This window comes from Paenibacillus sp. PvP094, assembly GCF_040546835.1.
Classification (GTDB): Bacteria; Bacillota; Bacilli; order Paenibacillales; family Paenibacillaceae; genus Paenibacillus; species Paenibacillus illinoisensis.
Genome location: NZ_JBEPOM010000001.1, coordinates 3328004 through 3348931 on the forward strand (window position 1 = coordinate 3328004; position 20928 = coordinate 3348931).

General features: G+C 47.9%; 18 protein-coding genes and 1 tRNA gene. 15 read left to right on the forward strand and 4 right to left on the reverse strand.

Features of this window, described 5'->3' with window-relative positions:
* Positions 1 to 69 precede the first annotated feature (69 nt).
* Entirely contained in the window at positions 70 to 723 is a 654-nt protein-coding gene (locus tag ABIC22_RS15365; protein WP_354481927.1) for a ferric reductase-like transmembrane domain-containing protein, read from the forward strand.
* A 108-nt stretch (positions 724 to 831) separates the two neighbouring features.
* Here the strand turns inward: ABIC22_RS15365 and ABIC22_RS15370 are convergent, their stop codons facing one another.
* Positions 832 to 1398, reverse strand: a complete 567-nt coding sequence (locus ABIC22_RS15370) for a phosphatidylglycerophosphatase A family protein (RefSeq protein ID WP_127539029.1) — start codon at positions 1396 to 1398, stop codon at positions 832 to 834.
* A gap of 195 nt (positions 1399 to 1593) precedes the next feature.
* On the opposite strand from ABIC22_RS15370, the gene ABIC22_RS15375 reads away from it, so the two are divergent.
* The 8 genes from ABIC22_RS15375 (at position 1594) to ABIC22_RS15410 (ending at position 9795) form a co-directional block, all read left to right on the forward strand.
* Positions 1594 to 2649 carry a GerMN domain-containing protein gene (locus ABIC22_RS15375; protein WP_127539030.1) on the forward strand — a complete coding sequence of 352 codons (1056 nt, stop codon included), beginning with the start codon at positions 1594 to 1596 and terminating at the stop codon, positions 2647 to 2649.
* Positions 2650 to 2790: 141 nt separating this feature from the next.
* Positions 2791 to 3549 (forward strand): ribonuclease PH, encoded by a 759-nt coding sequence (gene rph, locus ABIC22_RS15380; RefSeq protein WP_095293274.1) that lies wholly within the window; start codon positions 2791 to 2793, stop codon positions 3547 to 3549.
* Between the two features lies 1 nt (position 3550).
* The gene (locus ABIC22_RS15385; RefSeq protein WP_095293275.1) at positions 3551 to 4174 is read left to right on the forward strand and encodes an XTP/dITP diphosphatase; all 624 of its coding nucleotides are present in this window, start codon (positions 3551 to 3553) and stop codon (positions 4172 to 4174) included.
* Positions 4175 to 4570: 396 nt separating this feature from the next.
* Entirely contained in the window at positions 4571 to 5413 is an 843-nt protein-coding gene (locus ABIC22_RS15390; RefSeq protein ID WP_127539031.1) for an STM4015 family protein, read from the forward strand.
* 84 nt (positions 5414 to 5497) lie between these two features.
* Positions 5498 to 6700 (forward strand): STM4014 family protein, encoded by a 1203-nt coding sequence (locus ABIC22_RS15395; RefSeq protein WP_354481933.1) that lies wholly within the window; start codon positions 5498 to 5500, stop codon positions 6698 to 6700.
* Positions 6693 to 7478 (forward strand): STM4013/SEN3800 family hydrolase, encoded by a 786-nt coding sequence (locus ABIC22_RS15400; protein ID WP_095361383.1) that lies wholly within the window; start codon positions 6693 to 6695, stop codon positions 7476 to 7478. The genes ABIC22_RS15395 and ABIC22_RS15400 overlap by 8 nt, the downstream gene beginning before the upstream one ends.
* Before the next feature lie 56 nt (positions 7479 to 7534).
* On the forward strand, positions 7535 to 8929 hold the full coding sequence (locus ABIC22_RS15405) for an STM4012 family radical SAM protein (protein WP_354481936.1): 1395 nt from the start codon (positions 7535 to 7537) through the stop codon (positions 8927 to 8929).
* Positions 8926 to 9795, forward strand: coding sequence for an STM4011 family radical SAM protein (locus tag ABIC22_RS15410; protein ID WP_354481939.1), 870 nt, complete (start codon positions 8926 to 8928; stop codon positions 9793 to 9795). The genes ABIC22_RS15405 and ABIC22_RS15410 overlap by 4 nt, the downstream gene beginning before the upstream one ends.
* A 144-nt stretch (positions 9796 to 9939) precedes the next feature.
* Here the strand turns inward: ABIC22_RS15410 and asnB are convergent, their stop codons facing one another.
* Positions 9940 to 11784, reverse strand: coding sequence for an asparagine synthase (glutamine-hydrolyzing) (gene asnB / locus ABIC22_RS15415; RefSeq protein WP_127539034.1), 1845 nt, complete (start codon positions 11782 to 11784; stop codon positions 9940 to 9942).
* Between the two features lie 192 nt (positions 11785 to 11976).
* Between asnB and ABIC22_RS15420 the strand changes: the two genes are divergently transcribed.
* The 3 genes from ABIC22_RS15420 to ABIC22_RS15430 all read left to right on the forward strand — a co-directional run bounded on the left by ABIC22_RS15420 (position 11977) and on the right by ABIC22_RS15430 (position 12852).
* Complete coding sequence (locus ABIC22_RS15420; protein ID WP_110756359.1) at positions 11977 to 12276, forward strand: hypothetical protein; 300 nt, start codon at positions 11977 to 11979, stop codon at positions 12274 to 12276.
* Positions 12277 to 12296: 20 nt separating this feature from the next.
* The gene (locus ABIC22_RS15425) at positions 12297 to 12653 is read left to right on the forward strand and encodes a hypothetical protein (RefSeq protein ID WP_095361407.1); all 357 of its coding nucleotides are present in this window, start codon (positions 12297 to 12299) and stop codon (positions 12651 to 12653) included.
* Positions 12654 to 12723: 70 nt separating this feature from the next.
* On the forward strand, positions 12724 to 12852 hold the full coding sequence (locus tag ABIC22_RS15430) for a hypothetical protein (protein WP_255248063.1): 129 nt from the start codon (positions 12724 to 12726) through the stop codon (positions 12850 to 12852).
* A gap of 77 nt (positions 12853 to 12929) precedes the next feature.
* Here the strand turns inward: ABIC22_RS15430 and ABIC22_RS15435 are convergent, their stop codons facing one another.
* The gene (locus ABIC22_RS15435) at positions 12930 to 13223 is read right to left on the reverse strand and encodes a magnetosome magnetite crystal formation protein family (RefSeq protein WP_095293284.1); all 294 of its coding nucleotides are present in this window, start codon (positions 13221 to 13223) and stop codon (positions 12930 to 12932) included.
* A 287-nt stretch (positions 13224 to 13510) separates the two neighbouring features.
* Here ABIC22_RS15435 and ABIC22_RS15440 point away from each other — a divergent pair.
* From ABIC22_RS15440 to ABIC22_RS15450, 3 genes are all read left to right on the forward strand, one after another.
* A tRNA-Arg gene (locus ABIC22_RS15440) sits at positions 13511 to 13584 on the forward strand.
* Between the two features lie 372 nt (positions 13585 to 13956).
* Positions 13957 to 14730, forward strand: a complete 774-nt coding sequence (locus ABIC22_RS15445; protein ID WP_354481945.1) for a class I SAM-dependent methyltransferase — start codon at positions 13957 to 13959, stop codon at positions 14728 to 14730.
* A gap of 381 nt (positions 14731 to 15111) precedes the next feature.
* Complete coding sequence (locus ABIC22_RS15450) at positions 15112 to 19599, forward strand: S8 family serine peptidase (RefSeq protein ID WP_354481948.1); 4488 nt, start codon at positions 15112 to 15114, stop codon at positions 19597 to 19599.
* An 88-nt stretch (positions 19600 to 19687) separates the two neighbouring features.
* Here the strand turns inward: ABIC22_RS15450 and ABIC22_RS15455 are convergent, their stop codons facing one another.
* Positions 19688 to 20923 (reverse strand): CynX/NimT family MFS transporter, encoded by a 1236-nt coding sequence (locus ABIC22_RS15455; RefSeq protein WP_354481951.1) that lies wholly within the window; start codon positions 20921 to 20923, stop codon positions 19688 to 19690.
* Between the last annotated feature and the right edge of the window lie 5 nt (positions 20924 to 20928).

Sequence of the window (20928 nt, forward strand, 5' to 3'; positions counted from 1 at the left end):
ATTTTGCATGCAGTTATATTGACGCATAGTGATGAAACGATAAGTCTATCAGATATGGGGGAGCCAGCTATGGCACAATGGATTGTTGATTATGTACCGACGTGGAATATCATTCGTATTAGCGGGATAGCTGCTTATCTGCTGCTCTTTGCAGGTGTCTTTCTGGGAATTGCCCAAGGGATGCCTGCCGCCAAAGGCAAACCCAAAGCCACCATGTACCAGTGGCATACCCGGACGACTTGGCTTGCCTTTGGACTTGGTATTCTGCATGCACTAACCCTGTATATCGACCATTACAGTCCGTTTACCTGGAGTGAACTGCTTATTCCATTTAGTGCCTCAGTACATCCGGTTGGCAGTGGGCTTGGGACATTATCCTTTTACGCCTTGCTGATCGTGCTGCTCTCCAGTGATCTGCGTAATAAACTGGGCCGCAAATGGTGGTTTACGTTCCACATGCTGTCTTATCCTGCTTTTATCGGTTTGCTGGTGCATGGCATGATTACAGGTTCTGATTCGGGGAATGTACTTATGCGTTTAATGTACGTCTTTACCGGCTTGTCCATCCTTGGCATTACGGTGCTGCGGGGGCTTCTGCGTGAACGCAAGGGACCGCAAATCACGATTGGACCCAATCGTTCACAGTCACAGCCAGCCATGGAACGCACATGGGGTGAAGCATACGGACTCGTTGGTGCGGGGAGACAGGAACGGTTAAAATAGGCGTGATAACACCTGATGTATATACGAAAAAGAAGCGGCCCAAGGGCCGCTTTTTTCCATGAGCTCGTCCTTTATGGACATGTCTCATTTCCATATGACAAATGGGGGTTAAACGACATCATCACTGACCGGTTTCTGACCTAACGCTTCTTCCAGCTCCGACTGTTTGCGGTGAGCGATTCGGCTGCTTGCTGCCGAGGCTATGGCCCCGACAATATCATCCAGAAACGTATGTACAGGTCCCAGGCTTTTATCGTTCAGCCGTTCAAGTACACCAGGCTTAAGCTTGTCTACATAACCGTAATTCGTGAACCCGATGCTGCCATATACATTGACGATGGAAAAGGCAAGAATCTCATCCACGCCGTACAGCCCTTCATCATTCTCAATCATCTCCTGCAGAGGCGAAATGAGTTGACCCTTCTCTGCGAGCAGATCCAGCTGAATGCCTGTCAGAACGGCGTTCTGCACTTCGCGCTTGCGAAGAACCTTCTCCACGTTATCGATGCATTCTTCCATCGTAAGATCCGGATAGTACTTTTTCTGCAATAGCATGACCAGTTCTGCGATCTCTGGGATCGTGACGCCCCGCTTGTGCAGCCATTCCCTTGTAGCGTCCGCGACTTTGCGGCTGTTCAGGCTGTAAGGGATTTTTTCTTGTTCTGGATGTTCCATGGGCGATTCCTCCTCTGAAGTTAGCAATGTCCCTACACTTGATTCCTAATACGTATTAACCCGTTTTGTGTTTCTTTCTTTCAATATTGTTTTTGCTTGGTGCATCAGGGCTTGTTTAAAAAGTAGTTATTTTTTGGACGAAGGCTCGTATACATGATAGTACAAACTGTAAAAATGATGAGGGGGAACGTGATCATGAGTAAGATCCGATATATGCGTACGGCATCAGCAGCAGCACTGCTGAGCATTCCGATGGTGTTGTCCGGCTGCGGCATGTTTAATGCACAGTCATCCGAGGCTATCGATCCACCGCCGCCCATCCAGGAGGCAGCCATGATTCAGGCAGCCGAGGGCAATGGGACACTCGCAACCCTTCCGCTCACAACAGTCTATTTGCAGGATCAGCAAGGATTGCTCGCTCCGGTATCCCTGACGCTTCCGGCAGGTTCGGACGTTAGTAGTCCGAAGACTGCCCTGGATACACTAGTAACAGGTGGTGCTTATGCAGGTATGCTGCCTGAAGGATTCCAAGGTGTTCTTCCACAGGGCACGGTAGTGCAGAATGTAACGGTTCATCCGGACGACAAGCTTGCAGTCGTGGAGTTCTCAGGTAACTTTGCCAAATACGACGCCAAGGATGAGCGCAAAATGCTGGAAGCCGTCACGTGGACGCTAACAGGTACACCGGATGTGGAGAACGTGCAGATCTGGGTGGATGGCAAAAAGCTGACGCAAATGCCGGTAAACAGTACTCCGCTTCCTGAACCGTTGAATCGGGCGGTAGGTATCAATCTTGATTTGGGAGACACGTTCACCACCAACAGCAGTCCAGTCACTGTGTATTTCTCAGCTGCTTCGCCTGCGGGCATTCAATATTATGTTCCGGTTACGCGCCTGGTCACACCAGGTACGGACCGGGTGCAAGCCGCACTCAATGAGCTGATTAAGGGGCCAGCCAAGGGTGGGGAGCTGGAAGAGGTCATGACAGGCGGCACGGAATTGCAATCCGTCAAAACGGCAGAGGATGGAACCGTTACGGTCGCACTCAAAGACGATATGTTCGTCGAAGGAGACGCCGTGCCAAGCGAGCTGCTGCAATCGGTCGTATTGACAACGACAGAAAATACAGCGAGCAAGGATGCCAAGGTTCAAATCGAGTGGAACGGCCAAAAAACAGTCATGGGTGACGATAACCGGGATTATAGTTCGCCGGTCTCCAAGCCCGAGTATATCAATGAAATTCCGATCTAGGATTGGGACAAAATCTGGGACGGGTAACAGAGTCTTTGGCGGATAGATGCTTTTAACAGAACTCTTTGGTAAAATAAAAAGGATTAGTAAAGTGTGACTCAGTTCAACAATTACAGGATGCTTAAGTCGTAGGAGGCAGAAATGATGAGATCTAACGGACGAACCAGCGAACAGCTGCGGCCGATGAATTTAACAATTAACACAAATAAATACGCCGAAGGTTCTGTACTGATTGAAGTCGGGGATACCAAGGTTATCTGTACCGCAACGGTGGAGGAACGCGTTCCTCCTTTCATGAAAGGACAAGGCAAGGGATGGGTTACCGCAGAATATTCCATGCTTCCTCGTGCAACACATACTCGGAACCAGCGTGAAGCGAACCGCGGGAAGCTGACTGGACGTACGATGGAAATCCAGCGTCTGATCGGCCGTGCACTTCGCTCTGTGGTGAACCTGCAGGCGCTTGGCGAGCGGACCATTACCCTGGACTGTGACGTCATTCAAGCGGACGGAGGGACTCGTACAACGTCCATTACCGGCTCGTTTGTTGCGCTAGCACTGGCTGTGAACAAAATTGCCCAGCAGCACCGCCTGCAAACATTCCCCATCACGGATTTCATTGCAGCTGTGAGTGTAGGTGTAGTCGGAGAACAGCCCGTTCTGGATCTGAATTATGATGAGGATTCCAAGGCAAAAGTAGACATGAACCTCGTCATGACAGGTGGCGGAAAATATGTAGAGCTGCAAGGAACAGGTGAAGAAGCCCCATTTGACCGCCGTGAGCTGAATGCCATGCTGGAACTGGGTGAGCAGGGAATTCTGGAGATGATTGAGCGACAAAAAGAAGTGCTTGGACCGATTGCGCTCAAGATCGGTGCTAGTGGATTAGGAGAAGCCTAAGATGCATCTGGACAGCCCAATCATCATTGTTGCAACCCGGAATCAGGGTAAAGTAAGAGAGTTTGCCCATGCATTTGCACCCCTTGGCAAAGAGGTCAAAAGCATGTTCGATTACCCCGAACTTCCGGATGTCGTGGAGGACGGGGTAACCTTTGCCGAGAATGCATGGAAGAAAGCAAAAGCGGTAGGAGATGCACTTGGTCTTCCTGTGCTGGCCGATGATTCAGGACTTTGTGTGGACCTGCTGGATGGGGAGCCGGGTGTGTATTCGGCAAGATATGCTGGCGAAGGGGCAACGGATGCCCTGAATAATGCCAAGCTGCTTGCAGCGCTGGAATCCATCAAATCCGGTGAGGATACGCAGCAGCCGCTGCTCAGTCCGGCACGCTTTGTATGTGCCCTGGTTCTGTATGACCCGGCAACAGGGGACAAGTTTGAAGCGGAGGGTACAGCAGAAGGCTGGATTACGAGCGAGGCTGCCGGTGGCGGTGGCTTCGGTTACGATCCTCTGTTCTATGTACCTGAATACGAGATGACGATGGCCGAGCTTACGCTGGAACAAAAGCAGGCTATCAGTCATCGTGGTCATGCGCTGCGAGCACTTGTATCCCGGCTTGAAGGCTGAATCCTGGTTAACAGGAGCCTTATGAATCAGATATAACAACCTGAACAAATATGAAGGCGTTAATAGAAGGAGTATCATTCCTGAGGATTGTGGAATGGACTCCGGCTATTAACGCTTTTTTTCGTATCACAAGAATTGCACAGATTCGAAGTGTATAGAGCCAAGGTATACATTGATAATTTTTATTTATATCCTTCCATATACCTAGCAGGAATCTCCTTTTCGATACCATTCGGAAAAGAACGTGTGTTCTCTTTCCTAGTTGGTGAAGTACAGCAATTACACGTTTGAGAATCCTGGTGGGACCGGAGTTGGAAGAAGTTGCAAGCCCCGTACAAGATGGGGTAACATTCAAATTAACAAATCAAGAATGAACTCAATCGGAGGGATTAACCAATGCAGGAAGTGAAGCTTACGGTATCTTTTGATGACTATGAGAACGGTATCCGTATGGAGAATTTGATCAGGGAATTGGCTGCCAAACCCGAAGCGGGTTCACTGGAAAGTCTGGTTATTGGAGACTGGGGACAAGCTTACGAGAGTTCTCCGGACGAATTCATGAATGTTCTTATTGAATTGGCGCCAAGTTTTCCGTCATTAAAAAAGCTGTTCATTGGAGATATGGGCTTTGAAGAGTGTGAGGTTTCCTGGATTATTCAGACCAATCTGACCCCGCTTTTGAAGGCTTTTCCAGAACTGAAGTCCTTTACGGTGAAAGGCAGTAGCGGATTAAGCCTTGAACCCTTGCAGCATGCCAAGCTTGAAGAGCTGGTCATTATCTGTGGTGGACTGCCTCAGGAGGTGCTCGCTTCCATTACCAATGCTCAATTGCCTGAACTGCGCAAGCTCGAATTATACCTGGGTGTAGATGATTATGGCTTCGACGGTTCACTTGAAGATGTGCTTCCGCTGCTGGAACAGGGACGATTCCCCAATCTAGTGTACCTTGGCCTAAAAGACAGTGATATTCAAGATGACATCGCCAAAGCCGTGGCACAGGCTCCCATTGTAGATCAACTGGAAGTACTGGACCTTTCCCAAGGCACATTGTCGGATGAAGGGGCTGAGGCTCTGCTTGCCAGCGACAAGATTAAGAAGTTGAAGCATCTCGATCTCAGCTACCACTACATGACAGACGAAATGCTCATTCGCTGGAAACGTTCAGGCTTATCCGTTGATGTCAGCGATCAGCAGCAGAGTGATGAAGATGACTGGCGTTATCCGTCATTAACGGAATAAGGGATGTCAGGCGTTACGACGAACCAAACAATTCAGAGACTACAATCCCAAAGTAATGAGATGCACATAGAACGGCCGTTTTGGTTGATCGGAAATCCGGATAATCGCAGAACCAAAGGCCTGCAGCAGGCAAGGCTGCAATGTGGCATGAGCCCTGCTGAAGTGATCCCCTATGCCGACTTGCTCAAGACCTGGAGACAGGGTGGATCCTTGGCTGACGTGGTCAATCCAGGTTTACAACGCAAACTTACACCGGAAGTGGCACCCCTGATTCGAATTGATGCACCAGGAGAGCAATGGGATGTGGAGCGTGAATTGTTATCTCTTGGGGCGAAGGATGGCGAACCCAACGCTGAACCATTCAGCAGGGAGTCGTTTACGGCAGAGGAGGCGCTAGGTTTACAGCAGGATTGGGGCCGCATCTATGCACCTGCCCAGTGGTTTAATGGCTGGAAAGGCTGTCTGAAGCGAATTGGAAGGGAAGCGGGTGAATTGTGGCCTTCTGCCAGATTCCTGAACGATCCAGAAGATATTGCTACCATGTTTGACAAAAGGAAGTGCCAACAGCATTTATCGGCTCACAGAGTTGATGTTCCTCCCGTTCTCCAGTCTCCGGGGCGAATCCTGAGTTATTCGGATCTGCGCGCAGCCATGCAGGCCTCAGGCATGTACCGGGTATTCGTTAAGCTTGCCTGTGGCTCGGCGGCATCAGGTGTTGTTGCCTATCAGATCAACCCGCGAACGGGTGCAGAGATAGCTGTTACCACTGTGGGGATGGCAGTGGTTAAGGGTAGGCCGGTTTTCTACAACGAAGGCCGCATGCAGAGGTACACCCGCAGGGAGGAAATTAAGACTCTGCTGGACTGGTTATGTGCAGAAGGGGCTCAAATTGAACGGTGGATGGCCAAGGCTTCATATGGCTCGCGTGTATTTGATATTCGTCAGCTTGTAGCTGGCGGTCATGTAGGTCATGCGATCGTGAGGCTGAGCCAGACGCCTATAACAAATTTGCATTTACGCAACGAGCGGATGCTGCCAGAGGAAGCAGGGGTGGACGACTACAGGCTGGGTCTGGTCCAAACCGCTGCTCAAACAGCGATGGCAGCATTTCCGAAATCATGGTCTGCCGGCATTGATGTCATGCTCAGTGGAGGGGGCAATCCTCGTGCCTATGTTCTGGATGTGAATCCGTTCGGTGATCTGCTGTACCACGTACAGCACAACGGACGTGGAACATATGAATGGGAGATGGATATTCTGCGAAAGGAGCCTTACGAACATGCCTGATATGAACACCATTGTTGGCTCCCATGATCTGTTAATGATTACCCTGGATACGTTAAGATATGACGTAGCGAAGCAGGAGGAAGTGAATTGTCCCAATCTATGCGGATCGGGTTCCTGGGAGAAACGGCATACCCCAGGAAGTTTTACATATGCAGCACATCATGCCTTTTTTGGTGGTTTCATGCCTACGCCCGCCAATACGGACAAGGCCTCGCATGTCCGGCTGTTTCATTCCCGTAATACCGGATTGAAGACTCATCCGCATACCTGGCTGTTTGATACACCGGATATCGTATCCGGTTTGGCGGAGGAAGGATATCGCACAATCTGTATAGGTGGAGTCATATTTTTTACGAAAAAAAATCCGCTGGCCAAAGTACTGCCTGGTTACTTTCAGCAGAGTTATTGGCGAATGACCTTTGGGGTTACCAATCCTCGCTCGACAGAGCATCAGGTCCAGCACGCATTGAAGCTGCTTGAACAGATACCACAGGATGAGAAAGTATTTCTATTTTTGAATGTGTCGGCCATTCATGGTCCCAATCGCTATTTTGTGGAAGGGGCAAGGGAGGACTCTGTTGAGACTCAACGGGCTGCCCTTCGGTATGTGGATCAGGCGCTGGGGCCGTTGTTTGATGCCATGCGAGAGCGTTCGCGGCCAACGTTCTGTCTTGCATTTTCGGATCATGGAACAGCTTATGGCGAAGATGGGTATCAGGGACACAGATTGGCGCATGAGGTTGTCTGGAATGTACCTTATCGTGAATTTGTTTTATAGCGTGTATTGCAACCATTTTATTGTTTGTGAAAACAACCGGAGACAGGAGGCAACCGATGGATAATCCGTCTGAGTTTACAACAACAGGTCATTCCGCAGCGTCCGGATCCAATACGACCACAGGTCTTAGGGAAGTACTGACTTTACCTTATCGCTCATATCTATACTCTTATCCGCATAAGACGGCATACCGGGAATTGGACCCCCCGCTGCCCTTGGGGCCGCTCTGGGAGCGTGAGAATACAGACACGTATTTTTTATATATGCATATTCCGTTCTGCGCTGCCCGCTGCGGATTCTGCAATCTGTTCACTTTGCCTGACCGGCGTGACGATACACATGAACGTTATGTGGATGCACTGGAACGCCAGGCGAAGCAATGGGCTCCCCTGACCTCACGCAGACCGTATTCGAGGTTTGCCATTGGTGGCGGAACGCCAACCTTATTGAATGAGGTTCAGTTAAACCGTTTGTTTGACATTGCGGAAAATGTGATGGGACTTGATCCCGCCCATGCTTCCATCTCAATAGAAACCTCGCCTGACACCGTGACTGAAGGGAAGCTTGCGTTACTGAAGGAACGCAGCGTGGACCGTGTCAGTATGGGGATTCAGAGCTTTATTGAAGCGGAGGCTGCAGCAATTTATCGCCCGCAGAAACCACAGGAAGTAGAGCGCGCACTGGAGAAGCTTACGCGGTACGACTTTCCTTTGCTGAACCTGGATTTGATCTATGGTCTTCCCGGCCAAACGGTGGAGTCATGGCTGTATTCGCTTGAACGTGTCCTGTCTTATGAGCCGGGAGAGGTTTTCATTTATCCGCTGTATACCCGCGAGAATACAATCGTGAAGCCAGAGGATATTCAACGTCAAGGGCCGGATATTCGCATGGAGCTGTACACTGCGGCAAGAGAAACATTAAAAAGCAGGGGATATGTTCAGTATTCCATGCGCAGGTTTGCAAAAGAGTCATCCTCTCTTGCAAGCAAAGAGCTGCTGCCGTACAGCTGCCAGGAGGAAGGCATGGTTGGCCTTGGATGCGGTGCTCGTTCCTATACCAGCGAAGTACATTATGCATCAAAATATGGAGTGAGCTATAAGGCTACCCAGAGCATCATCGCCGATTATGTAGCTACCGAGCGATATGATGTAGCGGATTATGGCATTGTGCTGAGCAGGGAAGAGCAGAAACGCAGATTTATTTTAAAAGCACTGCTGCATCGGGAAGGTCTGACTTTGGATGATTATCTCCAGCGGTTCGGAAGTAAAGTTATGACGGATTACGCCTGGCTCTCCGAACTGCTGACAGAGGGAATGGCTGTGATTGAGCAGGAGAATGGACAACAGGTCCTGCGTTTAACCGAAGAAGGTCTGGGATATTCCGATGCTATTGGAGATTGGTTAATATCTGCCGAGATTCGCGAGCAAATGGAAGGGTTTGTGTTCTCATGAGAGCAACCTTGTATTATCGGGGGAGGCTGTCCTCCTGTAATTATGATTGTCCCTATTGTCCGTTTAGCAAAACTGTGGATTCCAAGGAGACGCTGGAAACAGACAAACAACAAATACGTCAGTTCGTGGATTGGGTGAAGGCTCAGGAAGAGGCCGGACACCAGTTTTCCATTTTCTTCAATCCCTATGGTGAGGCTCTGGTGCGGCGCTGGTACAGGGATGCGATGGTTGAACTGTCGCATATGCGGCATGTCCATAAGATTGCAGTGCAGACCAACCTTTCCGCGAAGCTGGATTGGGCTCGTGAACTGAATTCCGGAACAGCTGCGTTCTGGGCAACCTATCATCCTCGTGAGACCAAGGAATCTTCTTTTATTAAACAATGCCTTACTTTGCGTGAAATGGGTCTCGAATTCAGCGTGGGCACGGTGGGACTCCGCAGTGCATTTCCTGCCATTCAGTCCATGAGAGAGGCGCTGCCGGACGATATCTACATGTGGATCAATGCCTTTAAGGATAAGCCTAATTATTACGAACCGGAAGAGGTTGCCTATTTGCGGTCGATCGATCCGCTGTTTGAGGGGAACTTACGGGATTATGATAGTTATGGCAAAGGCTGTGCGGCCGGCTCGGAGGTATTTTATGTGCAGGGTTCGGGACATGTAAAAAGGTGTTATAAGGATCGCCGGATTATTGGCCATTTGTACCGTGACGGGTTGGAAAAGCTGTCTGCGGATCGGCCTTGCAGGATGAAAAAGTGCGGCTGTTATATTGGATACGTTCATATGACGGACTCTCCATTCAGGGAGATTTATGGCCGTGGCTTGCTTGAACGAAACCCGGAATCCGTTGTGATGACTCGATGATTTCCTTAAAGTAAGATGGAGATTATGAATGCTTCTGATTAATGCTTATGGCTAAACTAAGACGCGACAATAAATATAGAGGGGTGCCCAGGTGAATGCATAAATGCTGTTCACCTGGCACCCCTCTTTTTAAACTATATTCTGTTAACGAATGGCAACCTTATATGTGCGCAACCAGGAATTAATCTGTGTCAAGTAAGCAAACAGCTGTGGACCGGACATGAGCTGCCCAAACCAGGGCAGATTAGACGAAGCATCAGGTGAAGATGCCAGCTTGCGAATCTGGGCCTTGTCAATCAAAGGCAGAATTGGCGAAGATGCATCATCAAGGATATCCAGCACCTGCTGCTTGACGGCCGCCAAATATTCCGGATTATGTGTTTTGGGATAAGGACTCTTTTTACGATATAAAACATCATCAGGCAGTACACCCTCTAACGCTTTTCTGAGGATTCCCTTCTCACGGCCGCCCGTTATTTTCATTTCCCAGGGAATGTTAAATACATATTGAATCAGGCGATGATCACAGTAAGGAACTCGAACTTCGAGCCCTGCCCCCATACTCATCCGGTCCTTCCGATCAAGTAGGGTAGGCATGAAGCGGGTGATGTTCAAATAGGACATGACACGCATTTGTGCTGCCTTTCCGGTCTCCCCATCCAGCAAAGGAACCTCAGCCACAGCATCCGAATATCGGTCTGCAAGATAGTCCAGTGGTCTGATCCACTCCCGAATGTCTGCAGATAACAAACCTGCACGCATGTCAGGTGCTACCGACCAAGGGAACGTTCCCGAATTCAGCATCTCGTCCCGATGGAACCAGGGGTACCCTCCAAACACCTCATCGGCTGCCTCTCCCGAGATGGCGACGGTTGCCCCTTTCTTGATTTCCTTACAGAACAAATAGAGAGAAGAATCCACATCGGCCATCCCGGGCAAATCCCGAACTAACATGGCCTGATTCAAGGCATGAACCAACTCTCCGTTCTCAATCTCAATCCAGTGATGATCTGTCTTCAGTTCATCCACCATACGCTGGATCCAGGGGCCATCTGCACCAGGCTGGAAGGAGTGCGCCTGAAAGTGCTTGGCATTATCCACGTAGTCGACAGAATACGTACTGACTTGACCTTGACCCGTGCGGTTGTAATAGTCTACGGCCAGGGCAGACAGGGCACTCGAGTCAAGGCCCCCTGACAGAAGGGAGCAGACTGGAACATCGGAAGCGAGCTGACGCTCAAGCGTATCCTGCAGCAGACGCCGTACCTCGGCGGCAGTCTCATCCAGATCATGCTCGTGAGGCTGGCTTTCCAGCTTCCAATATGCGTAGGTTCGGATTCCATTCCGGTTGAAGATGAGCGCATGTGCTGGTTTGAGTTCATTCAACGAGGAATAGACACCGTGTCCAGGCGTCCTGGCCGGACCTACGATAAATACTTCTGCCAGGCCCTCGGGGCCAACAGCAGCTTCAACATCCGGGTGAAGCAAAAGGGATTTGGGTTCGGAGCCGAATACGAGAGCGTCTTTTGCATTGCTGTAAAACAATGGTTTGACGCCAAGGCGGTCACGTGCCATGAAGACCTGTTCGCGTCCTCCATCCCAGATGGCAAAAGCAAAAATGCCATTAAAACGGTCTACACATGCCGGTCCCCATTCGATATAAGAGGCGAGCAAAACTTCCGTATCACATTGCGTACGGAAATGGTGCCCCCGTTGAAGCAGCTCTTTTTTCAATTCGGGTGCATTGTATAGTTCTCCGTTATACACGACGGTATAGGAGGTGTCTCCCTGTAACGCATGCATGGGCTGAGCCCCGTTCTCCGGGTCCATTACGCTGAGCCGGCGATGTCCAAATGCACAAGGATTGGAGATCCATGTACCTGAAGCGTCGGGCCCCCGGTTCGACAAACTGTCCGTCATTCGGAGCAGCAGTTCCGATTCCTGGGTCAAATCCCGATTCCACTGTATGAAGCCGGTTATACCGCACATGGTTGTTCATCCTTTCTTAGTCGATTCGTTGGTCCTGTAGAGTGTTGCATGGCATGTAGCCAGCGAATGTTGTCTTTTTCGTCAGAAGTCGTAACAAATATATGCCGAAAGCAGGCATAAAATGTCTGTCCTCTTCGGAAACTATATCTAGGAACAACGGCCTCAGCATGCCTGTGAAGGAGAGAATGGACTGTGGACAAAACAACCTATTATGTTTCTGTGGGTGGACGTTCCGTTTTGCAGGATCAGCACGCAGCTGCTTATGAATGGGTTATTCAGGCGACACCTCAGGAAGTAGACCATTTAATGGGACTCCTCAACCTGATGCAGGAAAAAGAGGAAGAGGCCTTTCCAGGAATGGTATTCCCGTGGCCGGATACACCTGAAGAATCGGTGAATCGGGCATATGAAGCTGCTATACAGCAGGTTTATCAAGAGATTTATCGTTTGGGAACACCGGAGACAAGACGAGAGATCGAACAAAGTACATGAAATGATAAGGAGCGATAACAATGTATGCAATTCAGGATGCCAAGATCCGTAGATTAACCGAGGTGGATGGATTGTCTTGTGCGGAAGTGGAGGTACAACCAGCGAACGCGGGAGATCCTTCTTTATTAGTATATGTAGCAGCAACTCAGCCTGGAAGCACATTGGAAGTGGTAAGGATTGTACGCAACCATTCGGATGCTGTTCTGGATTGGTACAACAACAATATGCACACTGCCTTTGAGGATGCAACGGAGACAGCGTTTCAGAACAGCGAAGGTATAACCGCTGGAGAAGATAAAGCCCGGTTCCAAAGTGAATTGTTTGCGTTTGGGCTGCTCGGTCCAACCCTTCAACGTTACCTAGTTGGTCAGGCGTAATCATCTTCCAGCATGGATAATGGAGCTAACCCGGAGCATACTACAACCAAGTTCCGGGGAGGTGATAGCAATGGCTTCCAAGTTCAAGAAAAACAAAGGAAACCTTTACGCGCATCATACCGAGTTTGCCGGGGAAGTGCTCGCCGTTAACAGCAAGCGTCCTACGCTTAGAAATCCATGGCGTAAGGGAAACAAGTAACCGGAATGAAGAACCCGCCTTTCCTTTTGGAAACGGCGGGTTTCTGCATGTAATCTGATGGTGAAGATGGTGGGAGGTCAGGCATACTCACGAAGGACTTGAATCCCTTTGACGATATTGTAAATAAAGCTTAATCCATAAATCACAAAGAACAGAATGACATACCCGATGGCACCACCGATGCTCTGGGAGGTAACGAAGAAATAAAAGAGGGGGATGGCAGCGAGAAACGGGAAAACGTGTGAAAACAAGGCCCGTTTGGCATGTCCCTCAATATAATTATCCCGCGCAACAATCCAAATGATAATCGGGAACAGAAAAGGAGCGAAGAAAATACTGAAATAGGATAAGGCGGACAAAAGCTGTCTCATAACAATTCTCTCCTTCTTTGAATGAATTCAGGTGTAAAGGTATGTATGCAAAAGATTACCCAGCCACGCTGACAATGAATAGTCTATGTTCCATATGGGGATATACCCTGCCATCAACAATATTGCCTGCGAATCCAGAACGTATTCGATCGGTTGAGCAACGTATGAAATTATACGTAAATGAATGTAACTGGATGCAACTTATTAATTTTTTTATAAAAGTATTGAAAAATATAGAAAACCGAGTATAATAGAAATCGCGCCAAAAATTTTATTTATACATACTTGTCTCAGTAGCTCAGCAGGATAGAGCAACGGCCTTCTAAGCCGTCGGTCGGGGGTTCGAATCCCTCCTGGGACGTTAAAAAGAAGCTTCCTTCGGGAAGCTTTTTTTACGTTCAGGTGATGAGAACCCCAGTGGTTCGTCGGAGCATAAGCATCGAGAGGATTACTTCGCAGTCTCGACTAGAAGGAGAGTATCCCTCCTGGGACGTTCAAGAAAGCTTCCTTTGGGAAGCTTTTTTTACGTTCAGGTGATGAGAACCCCAGTGGTTCGTCGGAGCATAAGCATCGAGAGGATTACTTCGCAGTCTCGACTAGAAGGAGAGTATCCCTCCTGGACAGATATATATATATAGGTTTTACCTATTAATGAAATAGAAATTATATATTTAAATAATAAGTCTGGGTATGCCACAATAAACTTATCATTACGAAAGCGACGGTGGTATCAATGAAATCAATTAATCAATGGCAGGCAGAGGAGTATGATCACAAATTGGCCTTTGTATCGGGATACGGAAAAAGTTTAATTTCATGGCTTAAACCTCAAAAAGGAGAACGGATTCTGGATTTAGGCTGTGGGACGGGTGATTTGACACACGAAATCGCCATGTCACAAGCAGAGGTGGTTGGCATGGATGCCTCTCCGGAGATGATTCAACGGGCGAGAGAGAAGTTCCCAGAAATCACATTCGTGGAAGGGGACGGACACCGATTCGAGGCGAGCAAACCCTATGATGCAATCTTCTCCAATGCGGCATTACACTGGATGAAGTCCCCTGAACTTGTTGTAGAAAGCATATGGAATGCACTAAATCCTGGCGGACGCCTGGTCGTGGAGTTTGGTGGAAAGGGTAACGTTCAGACCATAGTAACTGCACTGGAGACAGTGATCGAACAAAAAACAGGAATTCATGCTGCAGATCGCAATCCCTGGTACTTTCCAACAATCGGTGAGTACAGCTCCCTCCTGGAAGAGAAGGGATTCCTGGTTCGGCAGGCCTATCATTACGATCGTCCTACCCAGCTTCAAGATGGGGAGAAGGGTATTGAGGGGTGGTTAGCTCATTTTGGAGGGGACTATTTTGCTGGTCTAAGCAAGGAACAAATTGAGGGAATTTGCCTTGAAACGAGTAAAATAGTAGTACCCAAGCTCTGGAAAGAAGATGCCGTCTATGCGGATTATAAGCGTTTTCGAGTGGAGGCTGTAAAACCTGATAAGTAAAATAAATGTATTATTTTCTATGTTAAATGAAATTTAAAGGGTCATCACTCTTTAAAGTCTGTATCTTGCAGGGATCATGATTCTCATGCTTCAATGAGGATTGTGGTCTTTTTTCCTATGAACTCGTTCAAAGTTTCAATATCTTCATCGACAAATAAATACAAACTTCTTATTTTCCTCTTACTCAAGAACCATATAAGTAATTTTTATATCATATCTGTAATTTTTTAGAAGGGAAATGTGATGATTTTGTAGAATAATTTACCATGGGTCAAACTTCTTGCGGAAGGGATGGTGACATTATACAAGTATTGCAGTACTTGTTCGGACAAGACCCCAGTGATTGGTGAGGTATTCATATTAAGAAGGAGGGGCATCGCCTTGAATAAACGATTGATATCCATATTATTAAGTGTCCTTATGATTTTTTCCATCATCATGCCTGCGGCTGGAGCCGCTCCAGCAGAAGTACAGCTTGACAGGAATTTGCCTACCAAGGCTGAAGCCGAGCAGTGGAGAGAGATTCTCGACCAGCGGGAAGAGAAACTTGCTGCAGAGCCTTTTTTGGATCAGAGGCTGGAAGGTCTAGGTGGAGAGAAGACAAGAGTGATCGTTGAACTCTCAAACAAACCCGTAGCTGTAGCGCAAGGCGAATCAACCCTCTCAGGAAAGTCATTTACCTCCTCTATGGAAACAAATGCTGTGACGAAGGTCGAACAACAACAACAGTCATTTGTACATAGCCTCACTCAGAACAAAATCAATCACAAAGTATTGGAAAAGTACGCATACGCCTTGAATGGTGTAGCCATTGAAGTGAATGGTAGCCAAATGGGGCAGTTGCTTCGCATACCAGGTGTGGTCAGTGTGTATCCTGACCTTGAAATCGCGTTAACGCCAGAGAACGATGAAGTTAATCCTTATATGAAGGATACAGCTCCGTTTATCGGTGCCCCGGAAGTATGGGATTTGGGATACAAAGGAAATGGTATCAAGGTCGGCGTTATTGATACAGGGATCGATTACGAGCACCCTAATCTGACAGAAGGTTATAAGGGTGGATGGGATTTTGTGGATAACGATGAAGATCCTTATGAAGCAACAAGAGAAGAGTGGAAGGTGTCTGAACAGCCCGAGTTTAACGAAAGAGGCAGTTCCTACTATACATCCCACGGTACTCACGTAGCAGGAACGATTGCCGCTCGTGAAGCTGGAGATTATGGAGTTATTGGTATTGCTCCTGAAGCTGAAATCTATGCTTACCGCGTATTAGGGCCTTATGGCAGCGGACAAACAGCTTGGGTATTAGGTGGAATTGATCGCTCGGTGAAAGATGGGATGGATGTCATCAACCTCTCACTGGGGAATACAGCAAATGATCCGAGCTACATTACTTCAGTTGCCCTCAATAATGCCATGCTGTCAGGTGTAACTGCAGTGGTAGCAAGTGGTAATGAAGGTCCGAACCGTTATACATTAGGTTCTCCAGGGGCATCGGCTCTGGCGATTACGGTCGGTAACTCTACGGGACCTAGCCAGACGATTACAGCCAATACGCATTTTTGGATTGGTGAGGAAGGCGAAGGTACATTGCCTGAAGAATTGCCTGTACCTGAGGTTGAGCAATCACCTGAACTGGGAGTAGCACTAGGAGCTGAAGCTCCAGAAATTCCAGAGCAAGACATTCCTGCTAGCACACCAGATGAAGAAGAGCCAACCGTTGAAAAGCCTGAATCGGCAGGCGAGGATACGCTGCCACAAGTAGAGCAAACAGAGACTACATTGGAAACAGAACAAAATACAACTACTCCTATTACGGAAGAAGCGGCACCTGCGGAAGAGGAGGAAGTCGCAGCACCAACTGAAACGGACACCACTCCACTAACCGTTACAGAATCAGTCTATCGCCTGGATGTGATGGGCTGGAATCTAGCGGAGGATCCGGAAACGGTATTGAATGGACAATACGATTTGGTGTACGCCGGCTTGGGCAAACCAACCGATTTTGAAGGAAAAGATATGAACGGCAAGGTTGCTTTCATCCAGCGCGGGGAGCTGGCTTTCGTTGATAAGATTGCCAATGCCAAAGCGGCTGGGGCGATTGCGGTTATTGTTTACAATAACATTCCTGGGCCAATTGGCGTTAGTCTGGGGGATGATTTTGAATTTATCCCTACCCTGAGCATGAGCAAGGAAGATGGAGAAGCGATCAAAGCTCAGCTCGATGCTGGTCAAGGCGTTGAAGTCAGCTTCAGTGATTTCGTCAAAGACATGACAGAGGGAGATGAGATGAACTCCTCAAGTTCCCGAGGACCAGCCAAGGTAACACTGGACATTAAACCTGACATTGTTGCACCAGGAACCAGCATCCTGTCAACCATTCCTGCGTATGGCAAGGATGAGCCTGGAGCGGATTACGATCAAGCGTATGGACGTAAATCAGGAACAAGCATGGCAACTCCGCATGTAGCCGGGCTGATTGCATTGCTGATCGAAAAACATCCGGATTGGACACCTTTCGATATCAAAGTTGCACTTATGAACAATGCCAAGGTACTGAATACAGAGAACTATGATGTGTTTGATCAAGGTGCTGGACGTATACAGGCCACAGAGACGATTGATCCTGAGACTTTCGTTAAAGTCATGGATGTCACGAAATATACTGAAAACGGCGAGGCAGTAGAAAAAGAAAATATTACAGGTAGTGTTAATTTCGGCAACTTCCTGAGTACAGACGAAAAAACGGTCAGCAAAACGCTCAAGGTTCAGTCACTAAAAGGGACAGGCGGGGAATATTCTGTATCCGTTAATCCTACTCGCACCATTAATGGTGTCTTGGTTTCCGTTGATAAGACGTCCTTTGAATTGAACGGAGAAGAAGAGGTAACGGTGACGATTACGGTTCCAAAAGGCGTGACGACTGTTGGTGAAGCTCAGGGGTATCTTCAGTTCAATCATGGAGCGAAAACGTACAGCTTACCGTACGTGGCTCACTTCAATGTTACAGAGGCCGGTGTGAAATACATTGAAACGAAGTATGGTAATGAAACGAATCCATTCCATTATCCATTGAAGGAAGATGGCACACTGGATACGTTGAATGTAGCGATGGAGTTCCATAATCCAATGAACTTCGCACTAATAGAGATTTTTGATGGTCTCAACCCAGACGGTGGTTTTTATCAGGATGGATACATTGGATATATTGCTGGGGGTTACAATGACTTCGATGCCAACACTAGATATAAACTTCCTTGGGATGGGACGTATTTAGACTACACAACCGAGGAAGATACAGTTATTCCAGATGGCTTGTACACGGTTGATATTACAACTATAGGTACAGACGGCAAAACGTATGTAGAAGATACCCCTCCATTCTTGGTGAAAACAGAAGCACCGGTGGTAAAAGTGCCTGAAAAACTAGAAATACAGCAAACAGGTAAGAACTCTCTTTCAGGTACGGTTGAAGACCTGTACTTCACTGTTGCTCCTGCTCTTAAAAGTGGATGGAATTATGATCTTGACGTAACAAAATCCTTGAAGTCCGGCTATATCGTCAAAGACTCTACTGATAAGAAGATCAAAGAGGGGAACTTTGAAGTAGAATCAGACGCTTCATTTACTGTTAGTCTTGAGGGATTGCTTCCAGGAGAATATAGTGTGGAAATCACTATTGAAGATCTTCAAGGATTGGTGGGAACGTCTTTTACCGCTTTAACTGTAAAAAAAGATCCTGATCCGCAAGTGCCTAATCCTGGCACACCATCTCCAGGCTCTGGTTCTTCAGGTGGATCAAGCTCAGCACCTTCGCCAACACCAACGCCATCGCCAACTGTAAAGGGTGATGCATCCGTAACCGAGAAGAAAAATACGGACGGAACAATCCAAGCTACAGCTGCACTTTCCGAAACGGCTATCAATACACAATTATCAGGTGATGGAAAAGAAGTGAAGCTGGATATATCCGCTATAGAATTTGAGAAGTATAGTCAAGTGGAACTAACATTAAATAAATCTATAGCTGATAAGATTCAAGCAGCTGGCAAAAGCTTGGTTATTGAAGGCCTAGCGTTTAATGTGTCTATTCCTGCAATTTCACTAACGGACTACATCTCTTCAAGCGGCTTCAGTTTGAAACTGCATGTATTAAAAGAGCAAGCGGACAATCAGAATGAGAAGCATGTTTCTTCAATCGTGTCCATAGATCAGGAAGAAGACACATTTAAGCACAACATTACGCTTACTTTGAAATATGATGCGAAGTCTGTGAAAGATCCGCGCAAAGTCATTGCTTACCACCAAACAACAGAAAAAGTATGGCAGCCTGCATCTTTGTCGGATGTGTCTCAACAAGGGCAATTGAAGTTCAATGTTACAGAGCCAGGAGCATATGCTGCGGTGGAAAATGACGTAACCTTCGGGGATATTATTAATCACTGGGCTAAAGATGAAATCGAAGTAATTGCATCTCAACAAATCACTAAAGGTATTAATGCAAATACATTTTCACCTAATAGAACCATTACTCATGCAGAATTTGCAACGCTGCTCGACCGAATCTTTGGAACGGGTATCGAATGGGAAGTACGCAGCAAAGAGGCTGGTGCACGGGAACAATTGACTCGTGAAGAAATGGTTCTAATGATCGCAGATGCTCTGGAACTGGAACAAGGACCGGCATCTGTTGATTTCAAAGACGGAGATCAGATCTCGGATGAAGCGAAATCCGCTGTAGCTTTTGCGGTAGAGAATGGTCTGGTTAAAGGGATGAACGGTAATCAATTTGCTCCCAAAGCCACATCAACCCGCGCACAGGTATCGGTTATTCTGTACCGCTTACTTGAACATCTGGGAAAAATCTAAATGAGCATAGGGCATATCGCATAGTTAAAGATAAAAAGGGACCTTCCGTCACGGAAGGTCCCTTTTTATCGTTTGGAATTTATCTATCTCATGAATCACCAATTAATCGATTTTTACTGGCCATGATACCTGTAATCAGCAATACGATGGCGAGTGCAACCTGCAAAAGCAATGGAATGGTCCAGCCACGCGTCCAATCATGAATTAGTCCGAACAACAAGGGGCCTCCCGCTGCCAGCATATACCCGAACGATTGAGCCATTCCCGATAATCCTGCCGCTTGTCTTGCGTCCGCAGTCCGAAGTACAAAGAACATCGTGACCAGACCGAATGAAGCCCCGCCACCAATACCAGCGAGAACCACTCCGATAGTAACCAGTGAGGAGATCCCGCTTAAGAGGAACGCATACCCCAAGATGAGGCAAGTACAGGTGATGGCTGTCAGAACGCGTTGATCCTTCATTCGCCCAGCCAGGATGGGGATAACGAACGTCACTGGAACGCTGACCATCTGCATCATGGACAACATCAATCCTGCAGAAGATGGGTTAAAACCCTGCGTAGACAAAATTTCGGGTAGCCAGGTAATGGTCGAGTAAAAAATCAACGACTGTAATCCCATAAAAAGCGTGATATACCAAGCGAGTGAAGATGAGATGAGTCGTACCGGTTTCTCGGTATTCCGAGATGCTACATAGACTTCTCCGCGGCGTCCGTTACGAACGTGAGGCAGCCACAAGATAAGAGCCAGGATGGAGAGCACAGCCCACATTCCAAGTGAAGCATGCCAACCCATAGAGGTGAATCCTGCTGCCGGAACGCTAATTCCCGAGGCGATGGCACCCCATATGTTCATGGATACGGAATATAGGCCAGTAACCAGTCCCACTCGTAATGGAAAATCCCGTTTAATTAAACTGGGGAGTAACACGTTACTCAGTGCGATTCCACATCCCAGGATGGCTGTGCCTGCAAAAAGTGCAGGGACAGACGGCAAAAAACGCAGTGCAATACCAAACGTTACAATAATGATTGCGGTCAGCAGTGCGGCCTCCAAACCGAATCTTTTTGCCAGCTGCGGAGCAAAGGGGGAAATTGTCGCAAAAGCAAGCAGTGGCAGTGAAGTGAGCAATCCCGCCATGGTATGACTTATCCCTGTATCGGCACGAATTAAATCAACGATAGGCCCTGCTGCTGTAATAGGCGATCGCATCGTGGCTGCAATCAGGATGATGCCTGTAAGGAGAAGTCCGAGTTTCACGGACGCTGTAGAGTTATCCGCAACTGCATGATCAGGCGAATGTTGATGTAAAGAGGATGGCATAGGTA